Annotated in this window: 19 protein-coding genes and 2 pseudogenes; 15 read left to right on the plus strand and 6 right to left on the minus strand. The window is 63.3% G+C overall.

What is annotated here, in order from left to right:
• Positions 1 to 16: 16 nt before the first annotated feature.
• From U1739_RS02730 to U1739_RS02745, 3 genes are all read left to right on the plus strand, one after another.
• Positions 17 to 646 carry a hypothetical protein gene (locus U1739_RS02730; protein WP_332703740.1) on the plus strand — a complete coding sequence of 210 codons (630 nt, stop codon included), beginning with the start codon at positions 17 to 19 and terminating at the stop codon, positions 644 to 646.
• 514 nt (positions 647 to 1,160) lie between these two features.
• Complete coding sequence (locus U1739_RS02740; protein ID WP_332703744.1) at positions 1,161 to 2,210, plus strand: hypothetical protein; 1,050 nt, start codon at positions 1,161 to 1,163, stop codon at positions 2,208 to 2,210.
• 86 nt (positions 2,211 to 2,296) lie between these two features.
• Positions 2,297 to 3,940: a DUF927 domain-containing protein gene (locus tag U1739_RS02745; protein WP_332703746.1), complete on the plus strand. Its 1,644-nt coding sequence runs from the start codon at positions 2,297 to 2,299 to the stop codon at positions 3,938 to 3,940.
• 70 nt (positions 3,941 to 4,010) lie between these two features.
• On the opposite strand, the gene U1739_RS02750 is transcribed toward U1739_RS02745, so the two are convergent.
• Positions 4,011 to 4,670, minus strand: a complete 660-nt coding sequence (locus tag U1739_RS02750; protein WP_332703748.1) for a FadR/GntR family transcriptional regulator — start codon at positions 4,668 to 4,670, stop codon at positions 4,011 to 4,013.
• Positions 4,671 to 4,798: 128 nt separating this feature from the next.
• Here U1739_RS02750 and U1739_RS02755 point away from each other — a divergent pair, with 128 nt between their 5' ends.
• From U1739_RS02755 to U1739_RS02800, 10 genes are all read left to right on the plus strand, one after another.
• Positions 4,799 to 7,195 carry a TonB-dependent receptor gene (locus U1739_RS02755; protein ID WP_332703750.1) on the plus strand — a complete coding sequence of 799 codons (2,397 nt, stop codon included), beginning with the start codon at positions 4,799 to 4,801 and terminating at the stop codon, positions 7,193 to 7,195.
• A gap of 1 nt (position 7,196) precedes the next feature.
• Positions 7,197 to 8,546: a spinster family MFS transporter gene (locus U1739_RS02760; RefSeq protein ID WP_332703752.1), complete on the plus strand. Its 1,350-nt coding sequence runs from the start codon at positions 7,197 to 7,199 to the stop codon at positions 8,544 to 8,546.
• Positions 8,543 to 9,556 carry an ornithine cyclodeaminase family protein gene (locus U1739_RS02765; RefSeq protein WP_332703754.1) on the plus strand — a complete coding sequence of 338 codons (1,014 nt, stop codon included), beginning with the start codon at positions 8,543 to 8,545 and terminating at the stop codon, positions 9,554 to 9,556. Before U1739_RS02760 ends, U1739_RS02765 begins: the two co-directional genes overlap by 4 nt.
• A 3-nt stretch (positions 9,557 to 9,559) precedes the next feature.
• Positions 9,560 to 11,026, plus strand: coding sequence for an NAD-dependent succinate-semialdehyde dehydrogenase (locus U1739_RS02770; protein ID WP_443025482.1), 1,467 nt, complete (start codon positions 9,560 to 9,562; stop codon positions 11,024 to 11,026).
• 12 nt (positions 11,027 to 11,038) lie between these two features.
• Positions 11,039 to 12,058 carry a dihydrodipicolinate synthase family protein gene (locus tag U1739_RS02775; RefSeq protein WP_332703756.1) on the plus strand — a complete coding sequence of 340 codons (1,020 nt, stop codon included), beginning with the start codon at positions 11,039 to 11,041 and terminating at the stop codon, positions 12,056 to 12,058.
• The gene (locus U1739_RS02780) at positions 12,058 to 12,834 is read left to right on the plus strand and encodes an SDR family NAD(P)-dependent oxidoreductase (protein ID WP_332703758.1); all 777 of its coding nucleotides are present in this window, start codon (positions 12,058 to 12,060) and stop codon (positions 12,832 to 12,834) included. The genes U1739_RS02775 and U1739_RS02780 overlap by 1 nt, the downstream gene beginning before the upstream one ends.
• Positions 12,834 to 13,757 carry an NAD-dependent epimerase/dehydratase family protein gene (locus U1739_RS02785; protein WP_332703760.1) on the plus strand — a complete coding sequence of 308 codons (924 nt, stop codon included), beginning with the start codon at positions 12,834 to 12,836 and terminating at the stop codon, positions 13,755 to 13,757. Before U1739_RS02780 ends, U1739_RS02785 begins: the two co-directional genes overlap by 1 nt.
• Positions 13,754 to 14,710 (plus strand): fumarylacetoacetate hydrolase family protein, encoded by a 957-nt coding sequence (locus U1739_RS02790; protein ID WP_332703762.1) that lies wholly within the window; start codon positions 13,754 to 13,756, stop codon positions 14,708 to 14,710. Before U1739_RS02785 ends, U1739_RS02790 begins: the two co-directional genes overlap by 4 nt.
• A complete protein-coding gene (locus U1739_RS02795) occupies positions 14,707 to 15,192 on the plus strand; it encodes a cupin domain-containing protein (protein WP_332703764.1) in 486 nt (161 codons plus the stop codon). The genes U1739_RS02790 and U1739_RS02795 overlap by 4 nt, the downstream gene beginning before the upstream one ends.
• A gap of 133 nt (positions 15,193 to 15,325) precedes the next feature.
• Entirely contained in the window at positions 15,326 to 16,123 is a 798-nt protein-coding gene (locus U1739_RS02800; RefSeq protein WP_332703766.1) for a cyclase family protein, read from the plus strand.
• Between the two features lie 5 nt (positions 16,124 to 16,128).
• Here the strand turns inward: U1739_RS02800 and U1739_RS02805 are convergent.
• A pseudogene (locus U1739_RS02805) lies at positions 16,129 to 16,372 on the minus strand (IS5/IS1182 family transposase); the annotation flags it as partial.
• 1,139 nt (positions 16,373 to 17,511) lie between these two features.
• On the opposite strand from U1739_RS02805, the gene U1739_RS02810 reads away from it, so the two are divergent.
• Positions 17,512 to 18,873, plus strand: a complete 1,362-nt coding sequence (locus U1739_RS02810; RefSeq protein WP_332703768.1) for a neutral/alkaline non-lysosomal ceramidase N-terminal domain-containing protein — start codon at positions 17,512 to 17,514, stop codon at positions 18,871 to 18,873.
• Between the two features lie 65 nt (positions 18,874 to 18,938).
• Here U1739_RS02810 and U1739_RS02815 read toward each other — a convergent pair whose 3' ends face one another.
• Both U1739_RS02815 and U1739_RS02820 read right to left on the minus strand, forming a co-directional pair.
• Entirely contained in the window at positions 18,939 to 19,844 is a 906-nt protein-coding gene (locus U1739_RS02815) for an ROK family protein (protein ID WP_332703770.1), read from the minus strand.
• Entirely contained in the window at positions 19,841 to 21,001 is a 1,161-nt protein-coding gene (locus U1739_RS02820) for a glycoside hydrolase family 68 protein (RefSeq protein ID WP_332703772.1), read from the minus strand. The genes U1739_RS02815 and U1739_RS02820 overlap by 4 nt, the downstream gene beginning before the upstream one ends.
• Before the next feature lie 331 nt (positions 21,002 to 21,332).
• Here U1739_RS02820 and U1739_RS02825 point away from each other — a divergent pair, with 331 nt between their 5' ends.
• Positions 21,333 to 22,337: an alpha/beta hydrolase gene (locus tag U1739_RS02825; protein ID WP_332703774.1), complete on the plus strand. Its 1,005-nt coding sequence runs from the start codon at positions 21,333 to 21,335 to the stop codon at positions 22,335 to 22,337.
• A 64-nt stretch (positions 22,338 to 22,401) separates the two neighbouring features.
• Here the strand turns inward: U1739_RS02825 and U1739_RS02830 are convergent.
• Positions 22,402 to 22,854, minus strand: a pseudogene (locus U1739_RS02830) (DUF3237 domain-containing protein).
• A 123-nt stretch (positions 22,855 to 22,977) separates the two neighbouring features.
• Positions 22,978 to 24,246, minus strand: coding sequence for an MFS transporter (locus tag U1739_RS02835; RefSeq protein WP_332703776.1), 1,269 nt, complete (start codon positions 24,244 to 24,246; stop codon positions 22,978 to 22,980).
• Positions 24,247 to 24,300: the final 54 nt, after the last annotated feature.

The following is a 24,300-nucleotide window of genomic DNA, read 5'->3' on the forward strand; positions in this document are numbered from 1 at the left end:
AGGTGGATATATCGCGATGGCGATCGCACTTGATCGCGTTGCCGGCGTTGCAAGCACCGGCCTCGATGCCGCACAAGCCATCTTGAACGCCCTGCGTTCGGGGGCGATGGCGGCGCGTGGACGTCAGGTTTTAGATGCAGAGCCCGCTTCATCAACACGACAGCCTCTTGTAGATCTCGTCTCCTATGCTCCCGAGCAGACCTATGGCGACGTGGTTGCGATACCAAAGTCATTTTGGTCCGGAACAGACATCGAATTATGGGACGGTCCTTGTGCGATCTTCTTCGATGAAAAGGTTGTGTTCACTGACGTTAGCCTCCGTGAGAGAGACGTGAATTTGCTAATCAAACTGCGCCTTCCGCAGCCCCACGCCGAGAAACAGCAAACGCGAGAACGACGACGTCAAGCGAGATGGGACCAATGGATCGCGGCAGTCGCTTGCCTCGCACGTGAGCACCAGATCGAAGCAACAATGAGCCGGACCGCCCTGCTAGATCGGGTAAACGCGCGGCTGGAACGGTGGAACTTAGACGAAATGCCCCCCGCGACTGTGGGGCCAGCAGCTCGCGCGATCTTAGACCGATTCCGTTCCGATCCACCGACTGATCCTTTGAACCCCAACTGGTCGGCTGAGCGAAAACCTTAGTCGCTTAGGCCGTTCGCACTGACGGCTGCGTGGGAGCAGACTCATCTCGTACCGGCAAACAGCCAATCGGGGTAAGTTGTGAAGAAGCTAGCCGTTCCCATCCCTGAATTCTGCGACTCTATCGGGTGCGGGCGCAGCACGGGCTACGAGCTGATCCGACGGGGTGAAGTCACCGCCGTAAAGCTCGGACGTAAAACGGTCGTGACGGTTGCTAGCATCGAGGCAATGCTTGACCGCAACTCGGTGGTTCGACCGACTGAGCAAGATGACAGTGTAAGCCAAAACGACTTTCCGCCAGCAGAATGCTCTGATCGGGGCCGCTGCGCGATGTCCCGGCTTGCCTGCAACGCTCGCAAGCAGATGCTTGCGGCGCCGAAGTGATGGATCAGTCGATGCCTGTCCCTTTGCAATATACATATAGCCATGGGTATCGCACCTATATCGGCCATTACCGGCCTGATCAGGCGGCAGCTGCACCGCTCAGTAGCGATCCCAGCTCGTCGGAGCTGTTCAAATGAAACTGCCATCCCGCCGCCGCCAGACGGCTAAGCTCCGGGCGCGTAAGCGCCATGAGTTCTATCGTGAGCTGGTCGATCAGGCCATTGACCAGCTCCGGCCGACGCCCAAGCAGCGTCTGCGTCTCAGTGTCATCAACGGCGACCGTCCGATCGATGGCTTCATCACGCTTGCGGACTTTGCGGCTTGCATCGAGGGTGCCCGCCTGCTGCGCCGCATGCTGTACCGGTTGTTTCGCCGTGCACCACCCGGCCGACGCTTTTTCCACATCACCTTTACCCCTGACACGGGCAACACGGTCGATCGCGAGCCCATCGTCAACATCGATGCGCTCCAGCGCATGACCCAGGGCGTGCTGCGGAAATACGGCCTGAATGCCATCACCAGCACGGAAATGCAGGGTTTGATGAACTTCCCAGGCAAAGGTCCGGGCCGTGCCCTTATGGTGCACCGCCATGCCATCGTCTGGACCGACGATCCGTTGTTCGATTTCTACACGATGGCAGTTGATCTCAACCAGGCGCGCGCGTGGCGGAGCGTCCTCACCAAAACACCGGTCGTCATCGAACCGATGCTCAAGCCGAAGCACTTTGCGGCGATGGCCAACTACCTGCTCAAGCCGCCCCACGACGTATCCAACAGCAAGCCTTTGAAGGGCACACCGGGCGCGTTCACCATGCTGACGACGCGCGCTGGCTATCGCCCTGAGTTCGCGCTGCGCATCCATGAAGGTCGGTCGCAAATCAACTTGTGCTCGTCAGTCACCGGCGTCGGCGAAGGCGATGCGCTGGTCCGGGCGTGGCGTCAGGACGTTAAGCGGTGGCACGCTGCCAGGCCCAAGGGTGTACCCGGCGGGATCGGCATGGAGCCGTTCAACGTCAGCAAGTTTTGGCGTCGCCTGCGCACTGGCAACGGATCGCAGCTTTTTCGGCCCTATCGCTTCGTCACCGGCGCTGAACGTCCGTTGCGACTGCCCCCGCGGCACACCACGGTGGCCGAAATCATCTTTCGATTGGTGAAATCGTCGCCAGCCTTGGACGACCTGTGACCGTCCGCGCTGCCAACAATAATTTCGGGGTTTTCGGGGTTTTCGGGGTTTTCGGGGTTTCGATGCCCAATCGAGGAGCATGCTAAATGTATAAAACACACTCCGTCCGGCTCGCCTTCAACGCAATCAAGCGTCAGCAGAGGATTCCGGGGACGCGCGGATTGTCGGTGAAGGGGTTTATCTCACCCCTCGGCAACGTGTGGTATCAGATCAACCGCTATGACCAAGAAGCCTGGTTACCGACGTGGGCATGCGTGTCCATGACCTTGGCAATACAGCAGCTCGCGGATCAGCAGATGTTTCTTTCGGCGAGTGGAACCAGCGGCCAACTGCAGGGCTACATCGCCGAAGTCCGTGAATTTAAAGAACGGAATATCATAGAAGGCCCCGGCTGGATGCAGCAATGTTTCACGCTGCCCGATCGCTCGGTGATTCAGCCGGCGGGGCCGCCGGATCTGAAGATCGTGTTTCCGCCGCTGCCTAATAAATGCGTGTGCGCAGGTGATCACGATCGGTGGCTGCGCTTGGTGGCTCAGCCGCTCGAGAGCCATCCGATCCCGTCATTTTTCATGCAGGCCACCTTCCTGGCACCGTTGCTCACCCTCATCGGGGAGAATTCCAGTACCGGCTACGAATTGGTCGGGCCGATGGCCTCCGGCAAGAGCGCGGTGTTGCGGCTCGCTGCGTCGGTCGTGGGATCACCAGGTGGCAACCAGCGCGGCGGCTATAAGATTTCGTTCGACACGCTACTTCGCACGCTGGACCAACAGATTTTGTATCATGGCGACCTGCCGATAATCGTCGATCAGGCCGAATTGGCACTCGCGGGCGAGTCCACCGCGAAGCGCGTAGGTTGCTTCAAGGCCTTCGCGCACCAGATGCAGGGCAACACCGAAGTCACTTCCGACGGTAACGTTCGGGGTGACCACCGATTTGTCTTGCTAACTGCTGACGACGATCCCCTGCACGTTCAGATCGACGGCGACGAGCGAATCACGAAGATCGTGACAGACCGCGTAAAAACCATCCGTATCGCCGATGGCCGGCCGCATGGTGTGTTTGAGGCTGTCCCACTGTTCGACCGGACGACCAGCGGCCAGTTTATGAACAATTTGCTAGACCACGCCCAGCAGCATCACGGCAGCGCGATGCGTGTGTACTTGGCGCATCTTATCGAAAAGATGATCGAACATCCCGATCGTATCAAGGCCGAGGTCAACGCGTTGGTACACGGTTTTCGCATCGCGGCCCGCGTTGATCTACATGACGTTGCGGCGGTTCGGCTCTGCGATGCCTTCGGAAGGGTAGCAGCAGCGGCTTTTCTGGCGGTTCGTGCCGGTGCGTTGCCCGACACGACGTCGTGGATTGACGCGGCACTTGCCTGCTACCGCACCTATCTAGGCGACATTCATAAGCCGGCTTCGTTCAAGGACCGGCTGAAGCAACTCGCGGCAGCACCAAGCGTCCGCCACATCGGAGGCGACTTCACGCTTCCCCAAAGCGCTGAAATCGAAAGCGCCAACGTCTTCGTCAAGCACGGCCGTCGCGGAAATGCCCTTCTCATCCGCCAGCATGCCGTCGAAGAAGTGATCCACGATTGGCCGTTGCAGCGTCGTCGACCTGAGGTGTTCGCTGAAATGAAGACCGATAAGGATCGACATACGACCAAATGCCGCTTGTCGTGTGATGGTAAGCCCGAGCCGGTATTCTACTTCAAGCTGTCGGACTAGAGGCTCCGATTGACGAGCCCCGCCGTTAGGGCCTCGTTTATCTTTCCGCCCGTCAACACTGCCAAACTCTCTATCTCAAGCCGAACAGGTTGCGCCTAACGGATTCCAGATGTTCCCGCATAGCGTGTTCGGCATGCGCGGGATTGTGCTGTCGAATGGCATCGACGATCGCGCAGTGCTCGACTTCAGTGAGTTCTTTCGGTCCCGCCGCAGCGGCGAACACCTCCTCCATCCGCTTATCGAGGCTCAGCTTCACCTGCGATCGTAACGTGTCGTACACCATCAGTAGGATCGCGTTGTGAGTCGCCTCCGCTATCGTTCGGTGCAGCCGTTCGTCGAGACGCTTCCACGTCAGGAATGACGAGACCCCCTTCATGTCGGCGATGCACTGATCCATTGCGGCCAGATCGGCCGGTGTCGAACGGATCGCGGCCTGCGCGGCTAAGCGTGGTTCGAGCAGCAGTCGCGCATCGATAATGTCGTCGACGCTGATGGACAGCGATCCATTGGACACGTCGGCGACAAGCTGGCGTGGGCCGACGAACGTCCCCTTGCCGACGTGCCGCCAGATCAGGCGTTCGTTCTCCAGCCGTTTGAGCAGCGTCCGGAGCCGACCACGGGATATGCCGAGCTCTGCGCTGAGCTTCGGTTCCGGCGGCAGGCGCCGTCCGCCGCTGTTTACCACCGCTTCGATATAGTTCCGCAACTCTGCGGCATCGCCATCCATCATCGGAAAACTTTCTCCCCGGAGGAACCATAGTCGGACAAATGACGCCCATCAATCTAATCAATATGCATATTGACACGACTCAATGGCATCTTCATGAGGGCGGAATAATTAGAACAGAGGGGATTATCGTGAAGGCCTACCTTTACCTTGCGGCTTCCATGCTGCCGTTCGCAGCCCAGTCGGTCAGTGCGCAGTCTGTCGGCGACCAGCCTGAGCCCCAGGCCGTCGCACCGATTTCGGCGCGGGTGCAGCAGGCTCCGCTACCCATAGAACCGCTCGCGGCGCCGAAGTCGGGTGGGGTCGCGCCCGAACAGACTACGGACGCGACCGGGGACATCATCGTCACGGCGACCAAGCGGTCCGAATCGTTGCAGCGCGTGCCGATCGCGATCACGGCGATCGGTGGCGGCGAACTGGCTGCGGCAGGGGTGCTGGAGGCTCGTGCCCTCCCACAAATCGCGCCTTCCCTGTTCATCTCGACTTCCACCTCGGAAAGCGCCGGCACGCAGGTTCGCCTTCGCGGGGTCGGGACGTCGAGCAACAACGTCGGTTTCGAGGGGTCGGTCGGCATCTTCGAGGACGGCGTCTATCTCAACCGGCCAGGCGAAGCGCTGTCGGATCTGATGGATGTCAGGCGCGTGGAAGTGCTGCGCGGTCCGCAGGGTACGCTGTACGGCAAGAACACCACGACCGGCGTAATCAACATCATCACCAACGAGCCGACGTTCGACTATTCAGGCGACGTCTACGCCAGTTATGGAAACTACGACGCGGTTCGGATCGGCGGTGCGCTGTCGGGTCCGATCGTGGACGACAAGATCGCCTTCCGCCTGTCGGGTCTGTACAGCAGGCGTGACGGCTATCTGTACGAACCCGTTCGCGATCGTCATCTGAACACGCGGGATCGATACCAGCTTCGTGCGCAACTTCTGTTCAAACCGACCGAAAACCTCGGAATTCGGCTCATCGGCGAAGCGCAGCACAAGGATGAGATCTGTTGCGGCGCGCCGTATCTCGCCCAGGGTTCTGGTTTCGCCAATATCGCCGCGCTGGGCGGGATCGCGCTGTCGCCATCGGACGACGCCAACGAATACCGCGTCGCGCTGAACGGCGAGATGCGGACCAAGGTGAAGGCGCGCGGGATCACCGCCATCGTCAACTGGGATCTAGGCCCGGCACAGGCCAAGCTGACCTACGGGCATCGCTTCTTCCGCTCGTCGGACAGCTACGATTCCGACAACAGCTCGCTCGACATCCTCAATGTGAACGATCAGCAGCTCCGGGATCGTCTCGACACGATCGAGGGGCAGTTGTCGGCCACCCGCGGTCCCGTCGATTTCCTGATCGGCGTATTCGCCTACGACAACAAGATAGACGCGACGCAGCAGTCCATCTTCGGCGCGGACGCCGGTCGGTTCTACAATCGTCTTTCCGGCGGCCTGGCGTCGGCGAACCTTTATCCGGTCGGCGGCGGCGATACGTTGCAGACGTTCACGTCGAAGGCGCAGGGCATATCCATCTTCACGCATAACGTCGTCGAGATACTGCCCAGATTGAAGGCGACGGTGGGGCTCCGTTGGTTGACCGAGAAGAAGGACGGCGAAGGCCTGCTCTATACCGACGGTGTCGCCGGCAGCTTCGGTGTCGCCGTGCCGGCCCGGTGTCGCCCGCCGGTGCCGGTTGCAGCGCGCGCGTTTTGTCCGGCTAACCCGATAGGCGGATCGTTCTCCGATAGTCATTGGACGTACGCTGCAGGGCTTGCATACGAGCCTGCGCCCGGCAGCCTGCTGTTCGTGAACCACAGCACAGGGTACAAGGGCGGCGGAATCAATGCGGCCAAAGACGCCCGCGGGCCCACCACCATCAACCCGGCGCTGGTCAGCGGTACGTTCGACCCGGAAACCGTCAAATCGTACGAGATCGGCCTGAAGACGCGAGCGTTCGATCGCCTGATCACGTTCAACGCGACCGCGTTCCTCATGAAATTCAGCAACTTCCAGTTCCAGCTGCGCGATCAGACGACGCTGTCCACGCAGGTCCAGACCGCTGCCGGTGTCACGTCCAAGGGTGTGGAACTGGAACTGACGGTCAATCCGATGCGAGGGTTGAGCTTCGGCGGCAACGCCGCCTACGTCCTGGCGAAGTACAGCGATACGACTTTGGATCCCACGCTGGCGGGCCGGCAGTTGGGCAACTCGCCGAAATGGACGTTCCAGCCGAACGCGACGTATTCGACCGACGTCGGCAGGTGGAAGGCGACAGCGAACGTCAACGCCCGCCGGGTCAGCGGTTACATCGCCAACGTGACACTACTGCAGGGGAATTTCCAGCCGGGCTACACCCTGGTGAATGCATCGCTGGCGATCGAAAGCAGCGAAAAGCTGTCGGTGTCCGTCTTCGCCAACAACCTGTTCGACGCATACTACTCGAGTCTGCGAACGCAGGCACCGCTTCAGGCCAATACCTTCGTCAGCTTCCCCGGCGAGCCGCGGACCTACGGCGTCACCGTGCGGAAGTCGTTCTGAGATGACGCGCGAAGCCGCACGCTATCCGCGACCCGCATACGCCTGGTATGTCGTCGCTGTCCTGCTGATCGTCGGTATAACCTCGTTCCTCGATCGATATCTCATCTCCCTGCTGGTCGAACCGATCAAGGCCGATCTCGGAATATCCGATACGCAGATCAGCCTGCTGCAGGGCGCGGCATTCGCGGTGTTCTACGTGGCTTTCGGGCTCCCGTTCGGTGCGTTGGTGGACCGTGCCAATCGTAGAAACATCCTGGCCGGCGGGATCGCCCTGTGGAGCGTGATGACGTTCGCGTGCGGCCTTGCCGAGACGTACTGGCAGCTGTTCTTCGCGCGTGCCGGTGTCGGCATCGGCGAGGCGTGTCTCGCCCCAGCGGCGTATTCGCTGATCGCCGATTACTTTGCGCCGGCGCGGCGGGGGCGGGCGATGAGCGTCTACAACATGTCGAACTATCTCGGCGTCGGCGCGTCGCTGCTCGTTGGCGGCATCGTACTGCGGGCCCTGGGTGGGGCTGTCACGGCCCAACTGCCCGTCCTCGGGAACGTGACCAGCTGGAAGGCCGTGTTCTTCCTGGTCGGCACGCCGGGTCTGCTGCTGTCGGTGCTGATGTTCACCGTCCGCGAGGAAACCCGTAAACAGGCCGGGCCGATGAATCTGCGACGCGCGAGCTTCGGCGAATTCCTGCTGCACCTCCGTTCCGCACGGACGGCCTATGCCAGCGTCTACTTCGTTTCCGCGATGACGGCGTTCGTCGGGCTGACGTTCGCAGTCTGGGGGCCGACCTTCCTGATCCGCAGCTTCGGCATGAAACCGGCCATGGTCGGGCTTACGCTGGGTCCGGTCACTGCCGCTGCCGGGATACTCGGATGCCTGGCGAGCGGCATCCTGAGCGACCGCCTCGTCGCCGGTGATCGCGCCGGTGGTCGTTTCATCGTCCCGCTGTTATGGTGGCCGCTGGGCCTCGCAGGCATGGCCTGGCTGTTCGTCGCGGACAGTGCACCGACGGCGCTCGCTGCGATCGCGCTGATAACCTTCGGCAGTGGCCTCGGCCTCGCCAGCGTGCCGCCGACGATCCACGACATCACGCCGAACCGGTTGCGCGGTCGAGCGACGTCGCTGCACTTCATCTTCTCCGGCCTGCTCGGCATGGGCTTGGCCCCGACGCTGATCGCGTTGGTCACCGACCAGGTCTTCGCCGATCCTTCGGCGCTGCGCGCATCGCTCGCCGTCGTGCTCGTCCCGGTCATGCTGGTGAGCATGCTTGTCTGCTGGATCGGCCAGACGGCGTACGAGAACACCCGCCGCTCACTCATCGATCAACCTCCAATCGGTGTGGGAACAGCCCGATGACCGCCAATAAGTTGCCGACCGACAGCACGCTTCTGCTGAGCGACGAGGATGTCCGCGCGGCATTCGATTGGGACATCGCGATCCGGTCGCTCCGCGCGGCATATGGCGGCAACGTCAGCGACGACATGTTCCCGCCCCGGTCGATGGCGCGTGGCGACGGCCTGTGGTTGCGCGGCCTGAGCGGTATCGCACCCGATGGCGGAGTGATGGGCGTCAAGCTGATCGCGGCTTCGATGACGGCCGGGGCGGCATGCTACCTCGTGCCGCTATTCGATCAGGAGACGACGGCACTCGTCGCTCTGCTCGACGGCAATTCGATTACGGGATTTCGGACTGCCGCTACATCGGCGATGGCGGCCGATAGGCTGGCGCCGCCGGGTGCGAGCCGCGTCGCCGTGATCGGGTCGGGCTTCGAGGCGCGGAACCATCTGCGCGCGCTTGCCGTCCTGCGTCCCCTGACCGAGGTGACCGTCTACAGCCCGAGCGCGACAAGCCGCGCGACGTTCGTGGCGGACGTCGCCGATGCCCACCCGGACGTCGTCGCGGTAGACAGCGCCCAGGAAGCGGTGGCGCACGCGGACATCGTTGTCTGCGCTGCTCGCTCACGCGACGAAAGCCCCACATTCCTCGGCGCTTGGCTGCGCCCGGGCATGACGGTGATCTCGATCGGATCGACCTTGCCGGAACAGCGCGAGCTCGACACCGATGCGATCGCCCGCGCCGACCTCATCATCGCCGACATGGTGACCGAGGTCGCACACGATACCGGAGACATGATCGCGGCGGCCCGCGACGGCGTATCGTTCGCCGACGGTCTGGTAGCACTCAGCGACGTGATCGGCGGACACCATCCCGGGCGCACAGACCTCGAACAGATCGTCATCTACAAATCGGTCGGCGCCGCGATCCAGGACATCACCGTTTCCGCGATGTGCGCGAACCGCGCGGTCGAGCTCGGCATCGGAACGAGGCTGCCTGCATTGATCCGTCCAGTTCGCAAAGGGAAGTAAGGCATGCCGGATCAACTTTCCGACAAGAAGCTGTTCCACACGATGCCCTTCGTGGACGGCGCCTGGGTAGCCGTCGGCGACGAGGGCCCATGTCCCTTGTTTAACCCCTCCAACGGCAGGCTGCTGGGCGATATCGTGCAACTCGGTGTCGTTCAGACGCGCGCTGCGATCAACGCCGCCCACGCGGCATTGCCCGGCTGGCGTGCCCGATCGGCCAAGGATCGTTCGCAGCTGCTGCGCCGCTGGTTCGATCTGATCGTCGCCAACAGCGACGATCTGGCGCGTCTGATCGTGCTGGAGGAGGGAAAACCGTTCGCCGAAGCCAAGGGCGAGGTCGCCTACGCCGCCTCGTTCGTGGAATGGTTCGCCGAGGAGGCAAAGCGGGTGAAAGGCGACGTGATGGCGTCGCCGGAACCCGGGCGGCGCATCCTCACCCTGAAGGAGCCTGTCGGCGTCTGCGCTGCCATCACGCCCTGGAATTTCCCGGCGGCGATGATCACGCGCAAGGCAGCGCCATCACTTGCGGCCGGCTGCACGATGGTGGTCAAGCCCGCCGAGCAGACACCGCTGACCGCGTTCGCTCTGGCGGAGCTCGCTTCCCGTGCCGGGATTCCCCCGGGGGTTTTCAACGTCATCACCGGCGACGCCCGTACGCTGGGAGGTGAATTGACCACCAATGCACACGTCCGCAAGATCACGTTCACCGGATCGACCGAGGTCGGCCGCCTGCTTATCGCCCAATCGGCGCCGACGATAAAGAAGCTGTCGATGGAACTGGGCGGCAACGCTCCCTTCATCGTGTTCGACGATGCCGATATCGACGCGGCCGTCTCGGGCCTCGTCGCAACGAAGTTCCGCAATACCGGGCAGGCCTGCATCAGCGCCAATCGGATTTATGTGCAGAAGCGCATCCATGACGATTTCGCCGCCGCGCTCGTCGAGCGCGTCGCGACGTTGCGGGTCGGTGACGGTTTCACGGACGGCGTGCAGCAGGGACCGCTTATCGACGGCGACGCGGTGAAGAAGGTCGAATCCCATATCGCCGATGCGGTATCGCAGGGTGCGACCGTACTTCACGGCGGCACCCGGCACCCGCTCGGTGGCTTCTTCTTCCAGCCGACCGTACTCGCGGGCGTCGCGCCCGACATGCTCGTCTGCCGGGAGGAGACTTTCGGCCCGGTCGCCCCCCTGGTCGCCTTCGACGACGAAGCGGAAGTGATCGAGATGGCGAACGATACGGAATTCGGCTTGGCCGCCTATCTGTTCTCACGCGATGCAGCGCGGATCTGGCGGGTGGCCGCGGCATTGGAGGCAGGCATGATCGGTATCAATACCGGGCTCATCTCCAACGAGGTCGCGCCGTTCGGCGGCGTCAAGCAATCCGGGTTGGGCCGCGAGGGTTCGATCTACGGAATCGATGAATACCTCGAGATCAAATACCTCGCCTGGGATGGCGCACGCGACCTTTGAAAGGACTGACCAATGGCTCAATACACTCGTAACGAAGCTCGAGAATGGGCGCGCGAGCGCCTCGTCGGCGTCGTCAACTGCACGATCCCGTCGTTTACAGCCGATCTGACGACGATCAACGAAAAGGCGATCCGCCACGACACGCGTCTGGCCATCGAACACGGGTTCATGGGCTCGCTGGCGGTGTCGGAGATTTCCATAACGCTGGACGAATATCTCGAGACCATGCGGATCATGAAGGACGAGGCGGGCGATCGCCTGATCGTCACCCATCATGCCAGTTGGAGCAATCTCCAGCAGAATATAGACGCGGTGAAAGGCGCCGAGGATGCCGGAGCGGAATTCGTCCTGCTCAGCTACCCCCCCAATTTCTATCCTGAAAGCGAACAGGACATCTACGATTACACCAAGGCGGTGTGCGATTCCACCAATCTGGCCGTGATGCTCTTTCCGATGTTCCTTTGGGGCTTTGCGGGGCGCATCCACCCATCGGACATTCCCACGTCACTCATGCGCCGACTGATCGACGACTGCCCCAACATCGCTGCTATCAAGGCCGAGGGCGGCTTTCCGTCGATCCAGTCCGTCATCGAATGCGACCGCCTGTTCGGCAAGGAGGTCGTGATCTCGATGCCGATCGAAGGGGAACTGATCCCGCTCGCGCAACTGATGCCGATCCAGCTTTCCGCGACTAGCGATCACGAATTCTGGGGGCCGCTGATTCCGCAGGTGTTCGGCTTGCTCAGGGAAGGCCGCTTCGAGGAAGCGACCGAGATCTATTGGAGAATGCATCCTGCACGCAAGATCAGAGGTGCGTTGGCGCAGCAGTTGCACGGAGGCCATTTCATCAATCGGCAGGCTTGGAAGTTCCAGGGTTGGCTGCAGGGATACAATGGGGGTCCGCTGCGCATGCCGACCCAGCGGATCCACGACCCGCAGATGGCAGCGCTGCGTAAGGCTGCCATCGACGTCGGGCTGAATCCCAGCATGGATCCGTTCCGCGAGTTCTTCATCGGCCGAAACCCGGTCTGATGTCGGCTGTGGATCCGGGCGATCCCTTTCGCCTCGACGGCAGGATCGCGCTCGTATCAGGCGGGACGAGCGGGATCGGGCTGGCGATCGTCGAACGTCTCGTCCTACAGGGCGCGCACGTCGTCGTGTCGAGCGAGAACGCCGCGGCTCTGGCAGGCATAGCCGCCCGCTTCGGCGATAAGACGCGCGGCGTGGTCTGCGACGTTGCAGACACGTCCGCATGCGCACGATTGGTCACGGACGCGGCTTGTTGGCGCGACCGGCTCGACATCCTGGTCTGCGCGGCCGGCATCACCGGTCGTCCGGGTGGGATCACGGACCTGGAATGGGCTGATTACGACACCGTCATGGACGTCAACCTGCGGGGCATGGTAGCATTGACGAAGGCCGCCGCGCCGATCCTGGCGGATGCTCGCGGGTCGGCCGTGCTGATCGCGAGCATCGCCGCGTCACGCGGCAACGCAGCCATCTCGACCTATGCGCTGGCCAAGGCAGGCGTACTCCAACTCGCGCGCAACCTCGCCGTCGAATGGGGCCCGCACGGCGCTCGTGCCAACTCGGTATCCCCGGGTCTCATCCGCACCCCTCTGGCAGAGCCGCTGCTGCGCGATGCGTCGTTCATGACGAAACGCATGGCGATGACGCCGCTCCGCCGACCTGGCGAGGCGGCGGAGGTGGCGACGGCGGTCGCGTTCCTGGCGTCGCCGGCCGCAGCATTCGTGACCGGCCATAACCTGATCGTCGATGGCGGCACGACCATCACGGACGGTAGCTGATGCGGGTTCTGGTTACAGGGGCCGGCGGTTTCGTCGGGCGCGCCGTCATACGGCGTCTCGCATCCGAGCACGTCGTCATAGCCACCACCGATAGATCCCTACCGCCAGGCGTCGATGGCATCGAAGGGGATCTCGCCGATCCAATCCTGCAGGTGCGGCTGCTGGCGCTCCAATGTGACGCGATCGTGCACCTGGCGACCATTCCAGGCGGGGCGGCCGAGGCCGACCCGGCGCGCGCATGGGCGGTCAACGTCGACGTCGCACGCGTGCTCGCCGACGGAGCGGCAGCGGGGCGGACCGCTTCCGGGGCGCCCGTCCGTTTCGTGTTCGCGAGCAGCATCGCGGTTCTGGGAGACACGCTGCCCACGGGCGGGATCGACGATACAGCGCCACTGGCGCCGAGCATGCTGTACGGCGGTCACAAGGCCCTGGTCGAGACATGGCTGAGCGTGCTGTCGCGCCGCGGCGAACTGTCGGCGCTGGCACTGAGGCTGCCCGGTATCGTCGCGCGACCGAACGACGGCGCGGGGCTGAAGTCCGCGTTCATGAGCGATCTCTTTCATGCGATACGTGCCGGTCGTCGCTGCGAATTGCCGGTCGGGCCCGACGCAACGATGTGGCTCATGTCGGCGGGGCGGGCGGCCGACAACATCGGGCATGCACTGCTGCTTCCTCATCCGGCGCTGCCATCATCGCCGGCCATCACGTTGCCCGCGCTTCGCGTCCGCATGGACGACCTCGTCGCGGCTATCGAGGACCACGCCGGGCGGGCGGCGCAGATCGATTACGCGCCGGATCCGGATATCGAACGCGGTTTTGGCCGCCTTCCGCCGCTCGTCGCCGGCGCCGCACGGTCGCTCGGCTTCAGTGACGATGGCGACATCGGATCGCTCGTTAGAAACGCTTACGGAGATGAACTATGATGCTGGCGACTCTGGCCGACGGTACGGTCGACGGAAGCTTGGTAATGCTTTCCGGCGATCATCGGCGCATGGCCGCCGGACCGGTCAGGACGCTGCAGCAGCTTCTGGAGAACTGGGATGAACATGCTCCGCAGCTGAACGTCCTGGCAGCCCATCTCGAGCAGGGGAAAGGGGAACCCGTACAGGGGGAGTTCGCGGCACCTTTGCCGCGGGCGTGGCAGTGGCTGGATGGATCCGCGTTCGAAAGCCACGGCGCGCTGATGCAACGCGCGTTCGGATTTCCGCCGATCGAGACCACGCTTCCGCTGATGTACCAAGGGATGTCGCATCAGTTCTTCGGGCCGACCGATGACATTCCCCTGCCGAGCGAAGACGACGGGATCGATTTCGAAGGGGAGTTCGGCGTCATCACCGACGCGGTGCCGATGGGCGTGACGGCAGCCGAAGCGCTGTCGCACGTGAAGTTGCTGATCCAACTCAACGACTGGTCGCTGCGGACCATCGCGCCCGTCGAGATGAAGACCGGTTTCGGCTGGATCCAGGCCAAGCCTGCCTGCAGCGTGGCGCCGGTGGCGGTCACGCCCGATGAAATCGGGGATGCCTGGTGCGATGGCCGCATCGCTCTGCCACTTCACGTCGCGTGGAACGGTGTGCGGTTCGGGCAGCCGACCGGTGCCGAAATGGCGTTCGGCTTCCACGATCTGATCGCGCATGCGGCTAGGACCCGAGCCCTGCCCGCCGGTACGATCATCGGGTCCGGCACCGTGTCGAACGCCGATTACGCGCAGGTGGGCTCCAGTTGCATCGCCGAGCGCCGAGGGATCGAGATGATCGAGCATGGCGTACCGAGTACCGGTTTCATGCGGTTCGGCGACACCGTACGAATGGAGGCGCGGCGTCAGGACGACCGCCCCCTCTTCGGCGCGATCGAACAACAGATCATATCGGCATGAGCGACCCTTTCCGCCGCGTCGTGACGGGCCATGATGCGGATGGCCGCGCGATCATAGTCTCCGATCAGTTCCTAACGCCAACCGCCATACCCTCCGGGGATGCGAACTTCGCACTCGTCTGGACCAGTGCGGTTCTGCCCGCGGACAACAACGACGACAGTGACGGCCGCTCGAGGTCCGCCGGCCTCACCCTGCATGGGGGGTCGGTCGTCCGCGTCGTCGACATGCTTCCCGGAAAAGCGTCGCCGCTGCACCGCACGAACAGCCTGGATTACGGTATCGTGCTGCGGGGTACCGTCGAACTCCTGCTGGATGATGGATCGGTTACCTTGGTGGGCACCGGCGACGTAGTGGTCCAGCGCGGCACGATCCACGCATGGCGCAATCCGGACGATGAGGTCGTGGCGCGCGTGTTGTTCGTACTGACGGAGGCCAGCGCACGTGTGGTCGAAGGACAGCCGCTACCCGAGATTCAGCCGTAATCGCATTCATTGGTCGGTGACCGATCCACCGCGGTCAGACGGAGCCAGGCCTGCGCCGGGAGGGAAGCGACGATCGGACGTAATCCGCCGCCTCCAGCCTTTGTCTGGTCGTCTGCTATCGAAGGAACACTCGATGCCACGCCGCTTGCTCGACCTTTCAATCACGCTGGATCCCGACATCGTTACGGATCCCCCGTTCATGCGGCCGAAGGTCACGTATCAGTCCCACGCCCAGACTGTGGCAGAAGTGCAAAACTTCTTTCCCGGCCTGACCGCCGAGCAGATACCCGGCGGGTTAGGCTTCGCCGCGTCCGAGACGCTTACGCTGACCACGCATAACGGCACGCATCTGGACGCGCCGTGGCACTATCATCCGACGATGGACGGTGGCGTGCCGGCGATGACGATCGACGAAGTACCGCTCGACTGGTGTCTCCGGCCCGGCGTGAAGCTTGATTTCCGCGATCTCGAAGACGGGCACGTCGTGTCCGCCGAGGAGATGGCGGCGGCATTCGCCAAGATCGGCTATCAGCCGCAGCCGTTGGACATCGTGCTGATGAACACCGCTGCGGGAGCTGCGCTCGGTGGACCGGACTTCCTGACCAAGGGCTGCGGCTTCGGCTATGATGCGACGATGTGGCTGACCAGACGCGGCGTTCGCGTGACCGGCACCGACGCTTGGAGCTGGGACGCACCGTTTGCGGCTACGGCGAAGCGGGTCGCCGATACCGGCGATACCTCGCTCGTCTGGGAAGGTCACAAGGCGGGCCGCGACATCGGATACTGTCATCTGGAAAAGCTGACGAATCTAGATCAGTTGCCGGATTACGGGTTCACCGTGTCGTGCTTCCCAGCGAAGGTGAAAAGGGGCTCGGCAGGGTGGACGCGAGCCGTCGCCATCTTTGACGACGTTATCGGCGTGGCGGAATAAACGCCGATCATTTGTTTACAGGCGGCCACTTCGGCCTGCCGGATCGCGGTGCTCGGCTTGGCGTCCTTGATGACGGCATGGTCGAGATCGATGAGATAGTTGGGCGAGTAGGCATAATAGGCTTGCCCGCCATGCGCGCAGGTCCAGCGCGTTGCGGGATCCGCTGGCGCCAGAAAATTTCAGCACGACCGTCGTGGCAGCCCCGAATGCGGCATCGTCGAGGACGGCAAAATACTCGCGAATGGCACGATCGTCGGCGCCCCGCGCCCCGCCGGCGTCGCCGGTGCCACCCGGAGTACAGGCGCTGTGACCCGGCACGGCCCGTTATCGATAGACCCCGCATCGCGACCGAGTGGGGGAAGGGACGAGCGCGCGCGTAACGATATCAAAGGCGTCGCTGCGCCCGGCGCGGATCGTCGACCTATACCTGAAAACCCATCATCAGCTCCCGCATCCGGTCGGTCCACAGGGGCGCCCGACGATAAATCCGTCCGGTCAGCAATCACTCCAACCGCCTAAATCCGAAATCCCCATAGGTCACCACTTGATGCCCGCGGGTTCGGGCCTCCCAGACTTTCGTACGCCCGCCGGCACTCGAAACTCTTCAGGGAACCGGCCTGTCCAGTTTGGAGCGTCAATCGCCGCAAGCTTCCATTCGTTCATTCGGAAGGTCATGGGCGCTGTAGGCCAGTTTTTGCGGAAAGCGGCCCGATCGCTTTCGAAGATGGCAGTGGTAAGCCGCCGCTTTGTCAGGTGACGATCCAAGCTTCGGGAAAGTGAAATTTCATTTCGGGTGACCATAAGGTGATGCGACAAAATTCGGCATAATCTGTTCGACGGCGTGAACAAACGGCAGGTTTTGGGACGTCGACTGAGTAGCCAGAATGGCTCCTTATGTCTTTCTTGCCGTACATAACGCTCCGCACTGCCATGTGATCTTTGTCCAATTATGTAGCGAGTTGGACGCCAGCGATAGGTCCGACGGGCACTCTGCTTACCAGCATAGGGCAGCATGGTTGGTATGGGTGGAATCCGGACTGGCTGCTTTCAGGAACATTGATAACTTAACCGGACGTTCGTTCACGAAGCTGATCCGTCCGTTAAGCATTCGAACCCATGGCGCTACATTTTTAATATGAAAGTTCCCGAAAGCGACCGTTCGTGTCGGGGAGACAGATCCGCCGACGATCTGCGCGAACGCTGTTGCGTTCGGTGACGCCGGCCATTACCCATAGCAATCGATTGCAAATAAGTCATCGCGATAGACGAGGAGAGGGGATAATGGATGCGCACTGCGGGTAAAACGCCGTCACAATACCCTGCCCAACCACGCATGATTTCAGTGCTCTCGAGCCTCCAATCGGCCAGTTGAAGACAGGAAGACCGCCATGAAATTTCAGCTCTATGCGGCGCTCGCCGTCGTTTTGTGTGGCCCGACCACGGCTTCCATAGCGCAACGTACACCAAAGGCCGGCGCGCTGAAGGTGGGCGCTGCCAAGGTGGATGTGACGCCGGCAAGCGCGGATATGCCCAAGAACATGCTCGGCGTGCTTGATCCGATCAATGTGCGCGCGATCGTGGTGGATGACGGGAAGACGCGCGCGGCAATGGTCACCGTGGATGCCGGCGCGATCGGCACGGACACCTGGCAGCGGGTAAGCGCGCGCGCCGCGCGCGAGCTGCGCATTCCCGCGACGCAATTCCTGTTGACCGCGACGCATACACACAGCGCGCCGTGGCTGCGCGGCGATGCGTATGAGGGCAAGATCTTCGAAGCGGTACGCAAGGCGGCCGCCGCGATCCGGCCGGCGCGGATGGCGTATGGGACGGGGGTTTCGTATATCAACGTCAACCGCAACATCATCGATCAAGAGACGCATCGCTGGTGGGAAGGGCCCAATTACGAAGGCCCGTCCGACAAGACGGTGGCGGTGGTGCGGTTCGAAACGCCGACCGGCACGCCGATCGCGATCTATTACAATTACGGCGTGCATGCCGTGCTGACCGGCAATCTGGACATGATCAGCGCTGATCTGCCGGGGGCGGCATCGAACTATATCGAGGACTCGCTCGGCGGCGACGCGGTGGCGGTCTATTCGAACGGCGCGGCGGGCGACCAGAACCCGATCTTCTTCCAGCAAACCTACGATCTGCGTGCGATCCGCATCGCCGATTATGCCAAGCGCGGCGAGGATATCAGCAATGCGATGCCGCCCGGCGGAACGGGGATGGATCGCAACAATCCGCGCGTAGCGACGCTGATGAAGCAGCAGAAGCAGATGGCGCTGTCGATGGGGCAGATGCTGGGCGAAGAAGTGCTGCATGTCGCGCGCGCGAGCCTGGAACGACCGATGACCGACGCGCGGATCGCGGGCGCGCAGAAGACGGTGACCTGCCCGGGGCGGAAGCGGCTGGATCAGGGGCGGGCGGGTTATGCCGGCACGTATCAGGATGCCGATCCGATCGATCTGCGGTTGAGCCTGCTGAAGATCGGCGATACGGTGATCGGCGGCGTGAACGGCGAAGTGTTCACCACGATCGCACAACGCTTCAAGCGTGAATCGCCGGTCAAGCACACGATGATGACCACCCTCACCAACGGCATGGCGGAATCGGGCTACATCCCCAACGACGCGGCATTCGCGTACAATACGTTCGAAGTGGTATCGTCGCGGTTGAAGCCGGGTTGCGCCGAAACGGCGATCGTCGACGGATTGCTCGACCTGATCGCCACGGTCGACGCCAAGTGACGCGGACGGTCATCGTCGCCACCACCGGGTGGCGACGGAGCCTGATACCCGCCGGGCCGCCCGCGTCAGCGGTCGTCCTGTCCTAGCGCTGCCTGAGCCAAGGCAATCGTGCCCAGCGGCCCGGCTTCGGCGCCCAGCCCAGCCGACTGCACGAGCCGCTCGGCACTGGCGGTATCCAGGAACGGCAGATAGGTGCCGAGCCGAGCGACCACCATCTCGCGGACCCAGGGCAGCAGGAACGGGCGCGAGAGGATCACGCTGCCGCCGAACAAGATGCGCTGTGCCGCGGTCGTGAGTAGGATCGTGCCGCACAATTCGGCGATGTCCGCGGCGACGCGCCGCCAGACGGGATGCGTATCCGGTGCGTCGGCGGGGTTCATGCCAAACCGGTCGCGAAGCGCCGGGCCACAGACCAATCCTTCGATGCAATCGCCATGGAACGGGCAACTGCCGGCAAACGTATCACCGCTCGCGCGACGCAGTCGTAGATGCCCGATCTCGGGATGCATCGCACCGTGCACCGGCCGACCATCGATCAGCACACCACCGCCCAGCCCGGTGCCGATCGTGATGTAGCACAGGCTGGAGCATTGCCCGCCCGCGCCCCAACGATATTCGGCGAGGGCCGCGCCGTTCACGTCGGTATCGATCCGCCACGGGCAGGCGAGCCCGTCGGTTAGCGTTGCTGCGACCGGCGCGCTGGCCCAGCCCGGCTTGGGCGTGGCCAGGATATGCCCGAAATCGGGATGCGCCGGATCGAGTTGGATTGGCCCGAACGACGCGATGCCGAGTGCGTCGAACGGTGTCTCGGCGTGCCATCGGTCGAGCCGCGCGCGCAACGCCGCCAGGGTCTGGCTGGGCGCGGCCGTGGCAATGACATGGCGATCGACGATCCGGTTGCCGTCGGCGATCACGGCGATCGCCTTGGTGCCGCCTAGTTCGATCCCGGCGAAACGCCCGGTGGCCGTCACGCTAGCCCAGCCAGCCCGGCGCTGGCGCCGTTCAGGCGCAACCGCAGCATCGGCGCGAAGGTCGCACCGAAGCGCTTGGCATTGGCATCCTTGCCATCGCTGCCCCAGGCATCGATGAAACTCGTCACCTGCAAATCGGGCAGGACCAGCCAGCTATAGGCCTGTTTCGGGGCCTCGGGTGGGTTGGCGAACACCAGGCCGGTGCCATTGAGCGGGCGCCAGTCGCCGCTCAAACGATCGGAGACCATGCCGTACAGGCCAGTGGGGCCGAGCGGTCCGTCGGGGTCGAACACATGTGTCTGGGTGGACCAGAACAGATAGTATAGCCCGTCATGGAAGATGACATGGGGGCGCTCCAGCTCGTTATTCAGCGTATCTGCGCTGATCAGCGGGGGCTGGATTTGCCAATTCTCTAGCGAATCATCGCGCGCGATCGCGGTGCCCACGGCACCGTTGAAGGCGGATGCCGACCCGGCCAGCGAGGCGGCGAAGAAGATATGGTGGCGGCCGTCCTTGGGATCGCGGAAATAGGCCGGATCGCGGTACGCCTTGATGGTGCCGACCGCGCCGGTACCAGCATCGCTGGCCATGTAATGCGCCGGATCGCGTTTTATGATCTCCTGCAGTGCGCGCCAGTCGATCAGTCGATAGCTCTGTTCGGTGTGAACGAGTGTCGCGTCGGCGCGGAACAGCCGCTGTTCGAACGTCGGCGTCGTTTCGCCGCGCCGCCCGGTCGCGGTGAAGAACAGGATCAGCGATCTGCGATCCGGTGCGAGCAATGCCGAGCCGGACCATTCGCGACTGCCGGGCGAAAATCCGTCGGCGAGCGCCGGGCCGAGATGTTTCCATCCACCGGCATCCCGCGACAATAGATGGATCCGCGCATGACCGTGGCGCGTCTCAGGCTCGGGGAATTGCGGTGCGCCGAGCGCCATCCATAATGTTACCCCGCCGTCGAGTGCGGCCGGCGTTCCGTCTGCATCCTGGATCGGCCAGGCATCCCAGATATCCAGATCCGCCGCGACAGGGATTACGTGCTCGCTACCGATCAACGGTGCGGCGTCGGGTCGAATGTCGTCGATCGCACGGACCTGCTCGGTGGTCCAGTCGCTGGGGGCGGGTTTGCCGGGAACGGGGGAAGCGGACGAGTGTGTCAATGCGTCGTCCGTCCTGGTGTTTTGGAAGTGCTGGCCGCGATCCTGCGCGCGACGGCAGCGACCTCCTGCCGAGTATGGCCTGCGCCACTATGCCAGACCAATGCCGTCCCTCCATGAATTTATCGCTACTTCTCTACCGAGAAGCGATCCCGATTACAATCGATTGCACCTGATTTTTCGGAAATCCGTGCCTTCGCCGGTCGAACCGCGAGATAGGGTCGACCGATCCGCAATCGATTGTGAATAATACTTGATTCCGTGTGGTGCAACGGATCTTATCGTGGCAACCGTACTGGAGACAGAGCGCGACGGTCGTGCCGGAGAGGTGAGAATGACATCGGATCTTGAACGTCTGGGCGTGCCGATCGCGCGACGATCGTTTCTTACCGGGGCCGTCGGCCTCGCTGGCATCAGCGTGGTCACACAGGCGCAGTCGCAGCAATTCCCCAAATTGCCGCCGATGCCCAAATCCTGGATCGATGCCGAACAAATCGCCTTGTGGCCCGATGGCCCGCCGACCACGGGCTTTGCGGCCAAACCGCTGCCGCCGGGCTGGCCCGACATCATGTTGCGCAACATCGAGCGTCCGGTGCTGCGCGTGTTCCGACCGGCCAGGTCTAACGGCCGCGCGCTGCTGGTCATGCCGGGCGGCGCCTATACGTTCGTATCGATCCTGAACGAAGGCGTCGATGTCGCGCGCGCGATGACCGCACGAGGCTATACCGTCTTCGTGCTGACCTATCGCTTGCCGGACGAGGGCTGGGAGGGGCGTGCGGATGTGCCGCTGCAGGATGCGCAGCGCGCGATGCGCGTGATCCGCGCGCAGGCCAAAAAATATGGCTACAGTCCTGACACTATCGCCGTTTTGGGCTTTTCGGCCGGCGGCCATCTTGGCGCGACGCTGGCCACCGACTTTGCCCAGCCGGTGTATCGGCCACGCGATGCGACCGATGCGCTGGATGCGCGACCCGTCGGGATCGGCCTGATCTATCCGGTGATCAGCGCGACCGCGCCGATCACGCACGCCGAATCGGCGCTGCGATTGCTGGGTAGGGACCCCTCGGCGGCGCTGGTCGCGCGACGTTCGCCGGCCACGCATGTCAGCGCGCAGACACCGCCGCTATTCCTGGTCCATGCGTTGGACGATACGGCCGTGCCGCCCGAGAACAGCTTGATCATGCTGCGCGCGTTGCAGGCCGCCAAACGGCCGGTGGAAGTGCATCTGTTCGAGAAAGGCGGGCACGGCTTCGGTCTCGGACCGGCGGACAAGCCGTGCGGGCAGTGGTCGGCGCTGTTTGCCGCGTGGCTCGATCGGCATGTCGCGGCGAAAGGCTGAGTTCAGCGGGCGCGGTAGAAGCGGATCTTCACTGTCGGTCCGCCGGGCGCGGCGTAGGGCACGATCACGCCGACGAAGGCCGATTTGGACAGCCAACGTGCTTGCCGGTCGGTGTCTCGAACACCGCCATCGTGCGCAGCGGCGGCGCGCCCGAGCCGGCCGGGCAGGCGACGCCCTTGTTAACGACGTTTATTACGGTGCCGTCATCTGTGCGCAGCATGTAATCCGCCTGCAATTCGGCGCAGCCGTCACTGCGCTGCAATTGCCAATCCTAGCCGGGCATCACTACGCCGCGGATCTGCGGGCCCGCGAAGCTGCCGCCGGTGATCGGAACGATCGTTCGCCCGCCATGGCCGGTCTTGCCGACCGCCGTTGCCGGGCCCAGCGTGACGATCTCCTCGAACGCGAATTCCATCACCGGGGCGGCATCCTGCCGTTCCGGCTCGGCCGCCATGCCGGGCATCGTCGCGATGGCCGCAACGCTGACCAGAAACTTGACGATCGTTATCGCCGACATTCTCTTCACAGTTTGCCGCAGACGAAGCTCTCGGCCTTTTCCATATCGGTCGCGCCGGGCTTTGGCATCGAGCTGCGCGATTGACCTTTTTGCTGCACGTTTGCCGTCCAAGATAGGCCCGATCTAGCGTTGCGACGGTGCCGTCAGTTCGGCACCGCCCTGCACGCCATAATCGTCGACGTCGCGCGCGGCGAGCATGGCCGCGAACGGCGCATGGGCGACGTTCCAACCGCACAGCGCGGTAAGCAGGCTGGCGAAGACCGCGCCGAGCACCAGGCTATACGCGCTGTCGCCGAGCCAGTCGCCGAGCGCGCCCATCGCCATCGGCGCGAACACGGCGCTGAGGCAGGTGAAGAACAGCAGCAGCCCGGCAATCGATCCGTGGCGGCCCTTGTCGTAACAGCTGATCCCGGTGGAATTGATCGTCGGGTACAGCACCGACATGAACAGGCCGGTGGCGGGAAGCGCAAAGATCGCCACTTCGCGCCCGCCGAGCACGGCGACCCATAGCAGCAGCGCCATCGCCGCGCTGCACGCCAGCAGCACGGTGGCCCAGTCGAGCCGCGACAACAGCCACACGCCGAGGAAGCGGCCGACCGCGCGAAGGACGAAGAAGATCGACACGACATACGCCGCCAGCCACGTCCACGAGCCGTCATAATCAGCAAGATAGGTCGGCGCCCAGACATAGATCGCTGCTTCCGCGCCGACATACAGCATCAGCGCGCCGCCGAAGAACCGTGCGGCAGGGTCGGTCGCCATGCGGATCGCTTCGCTGGCATGTGCCGGTTCGGCGCGTGTCACGATCGGGCGGGGAAAGCGCGCGAAGGCCGATCCGAGCACGAGCAGGCCGCACAACATGGCGGCGATCAGATAGACCCATTTCCAGCTCGCGCCGGTATGCAGCATGTACGCCACGATCGCCGGGCCGGCGATTGCACCGATGCCGAAAAAGCCCTCGATCAGGTTCATCGTTCGCGCATGTTCGCGGGTGGAACGCGAGAGATCGCCGATCAGCGCCAGCGCGCCGGCCTTGAAGATGCCGATGCCGAGCCCGGCGATGAACAGCAAGGCGACGAAGAACAGGAAATTGTGCCCCGCGGCGAACAGGGCGGAGCTGGCGCCGAACAGGCACAGGCCGATCAGGATCGTCGCCTTGCGCCCGATCCGATCGGCCAGGAAGCCGAGCGCGATCGCCGAAATGCCGATCCCCGACATGGTGGCATATTGGAACGAGCCGCCCGCCGTGAGGCCCAGCCGGAATTCGCGGATCACTTCCGGAATGACGGTGCCGACCGAGTCGGTGGTCATCGCGAACATCGCGAACATCAGGAACACGAGCGCCTTGAGCAGCGTCGTGCCGCCGCCCGTGGTCGCTTGGCTGTCTGTCACGTTCTCCGCTCCTTGTTGGCCATCCGCCATACCCTGCCTACCGCTCGATGGTGG

The sequence above is a fragment of the Parasphingomonas puruogangriensis genome (genome assembly GCF_036663635.1).
Taxonomy (GTDB): Bacteria; Pseudomonadota; Alphaproteobacteria; order Sphingomonadales; family Sphingomonadaceae; genus Sphingomonas.

Bases quoted from the DNA above. Each gene is read 5' to 3' on its own strand.
- U1739_RS02730 (WP_332703740.1), top strand. From the start codon at position 17: ATGGCGATCGCACTTGATCGCGTTGCCGGCGTTGCAAGCACCGGCCTC.
- U1739_RS02740 (WP_332703744.1), top strand. From the start codon at position 1,161: ATGAAACTGCCATCCCGCCGCCGCCAGACGGCTAAGCTCCGGGCGCGT.
- U1739_RS02745 (WP_332703746.1), top strand. From the start codon at position 2,297: ATGTATAAAACACACTCCGTCCGGCTCGCCTTCAACGCAATCAAGCGT.
- U1739_RS02750 (WP_332703748.1), bottom strand. From the start codon at position 4,670: ATGATGGATGGCGATGCCGCAGAGTTGCGGAACTATATCGAAGCGGTG.
- U1739_RS02760 (WP_332703752.1), top strand. From the start codon at position 7,197: ATGACGCGCGAAGCCGCACGCTATCCGCGACCCGCATACGCCTGGTAT.
- U1739_RS02765 (WP_332703754.1), top strand. From the start codon at position 8,543: ATGACCGCCAATAAGTTGCCGACCGACAGCACGCTTCTGCTGAGCGAC.
- U1739_RS02770 (WP_443025482.1), top strand. From the start codon at position 9,560: ATGCCGGATCAACTTTCCGACAAGAAGCTGTTCCACACGATGCCCTTC.
- U1739_RS02775 (WP_332703756.1), top strand. From the start codon at position 11,039: ATGGCTCAATACACTCGTAACGAAGCTCGAGAATGGGCGCGCGAGCGC.
- U1739_RS02780 (WP_332703758.1), top strand. From the start codon at position 12,058: ATGTCGGCTGTGGATCCGGGCGATCCCTTTCGCCTCGACGGCAGGATC.
- U1739_RS02785 (WP_332703760.1), top strand. From the start codon at position 12,834: ATGCGGGTTCTGGTTACAGGGGCCGGCGGTTTCGTCGGGCGCGCCGTC.
- U1739_RS02790 (WP_332703762.1), top strand. From the start codon at position 13,754: ATGATGCTGGCGACTCTGGCCGACGGTACGGTCGACGGAAGCTTGGTA.
- U1739_RS02795 (WP_332703764.1), top strand. From the start codon at position 14,707: ATGAGCGACCCTTTCCGCCGCGTCGTGACGGGCCATGATGCGGATGGC.
- U1739_RS02800 (WP_332703766.1), top strand. From the start codon at position 15,326: ATGCCACGCCGCTTGCTCGACCTTTCAATCACGCTGGATCCCGACATC.
- U1739_RS02810 (WP_332703768.1), top strand. From the start codon at position 17,512: ATGAAATTTCAGCTCTATGCGGCGCTCGCCGTCGTTTTGTGTGGCCCG.
- U1739_RS02825 (WP_332703774.1), top strand. From the start codon at position 21,333: ATGACATCGGATCTTGAACGTCTGGGCGTGCCGATCGCGCGACGATCG.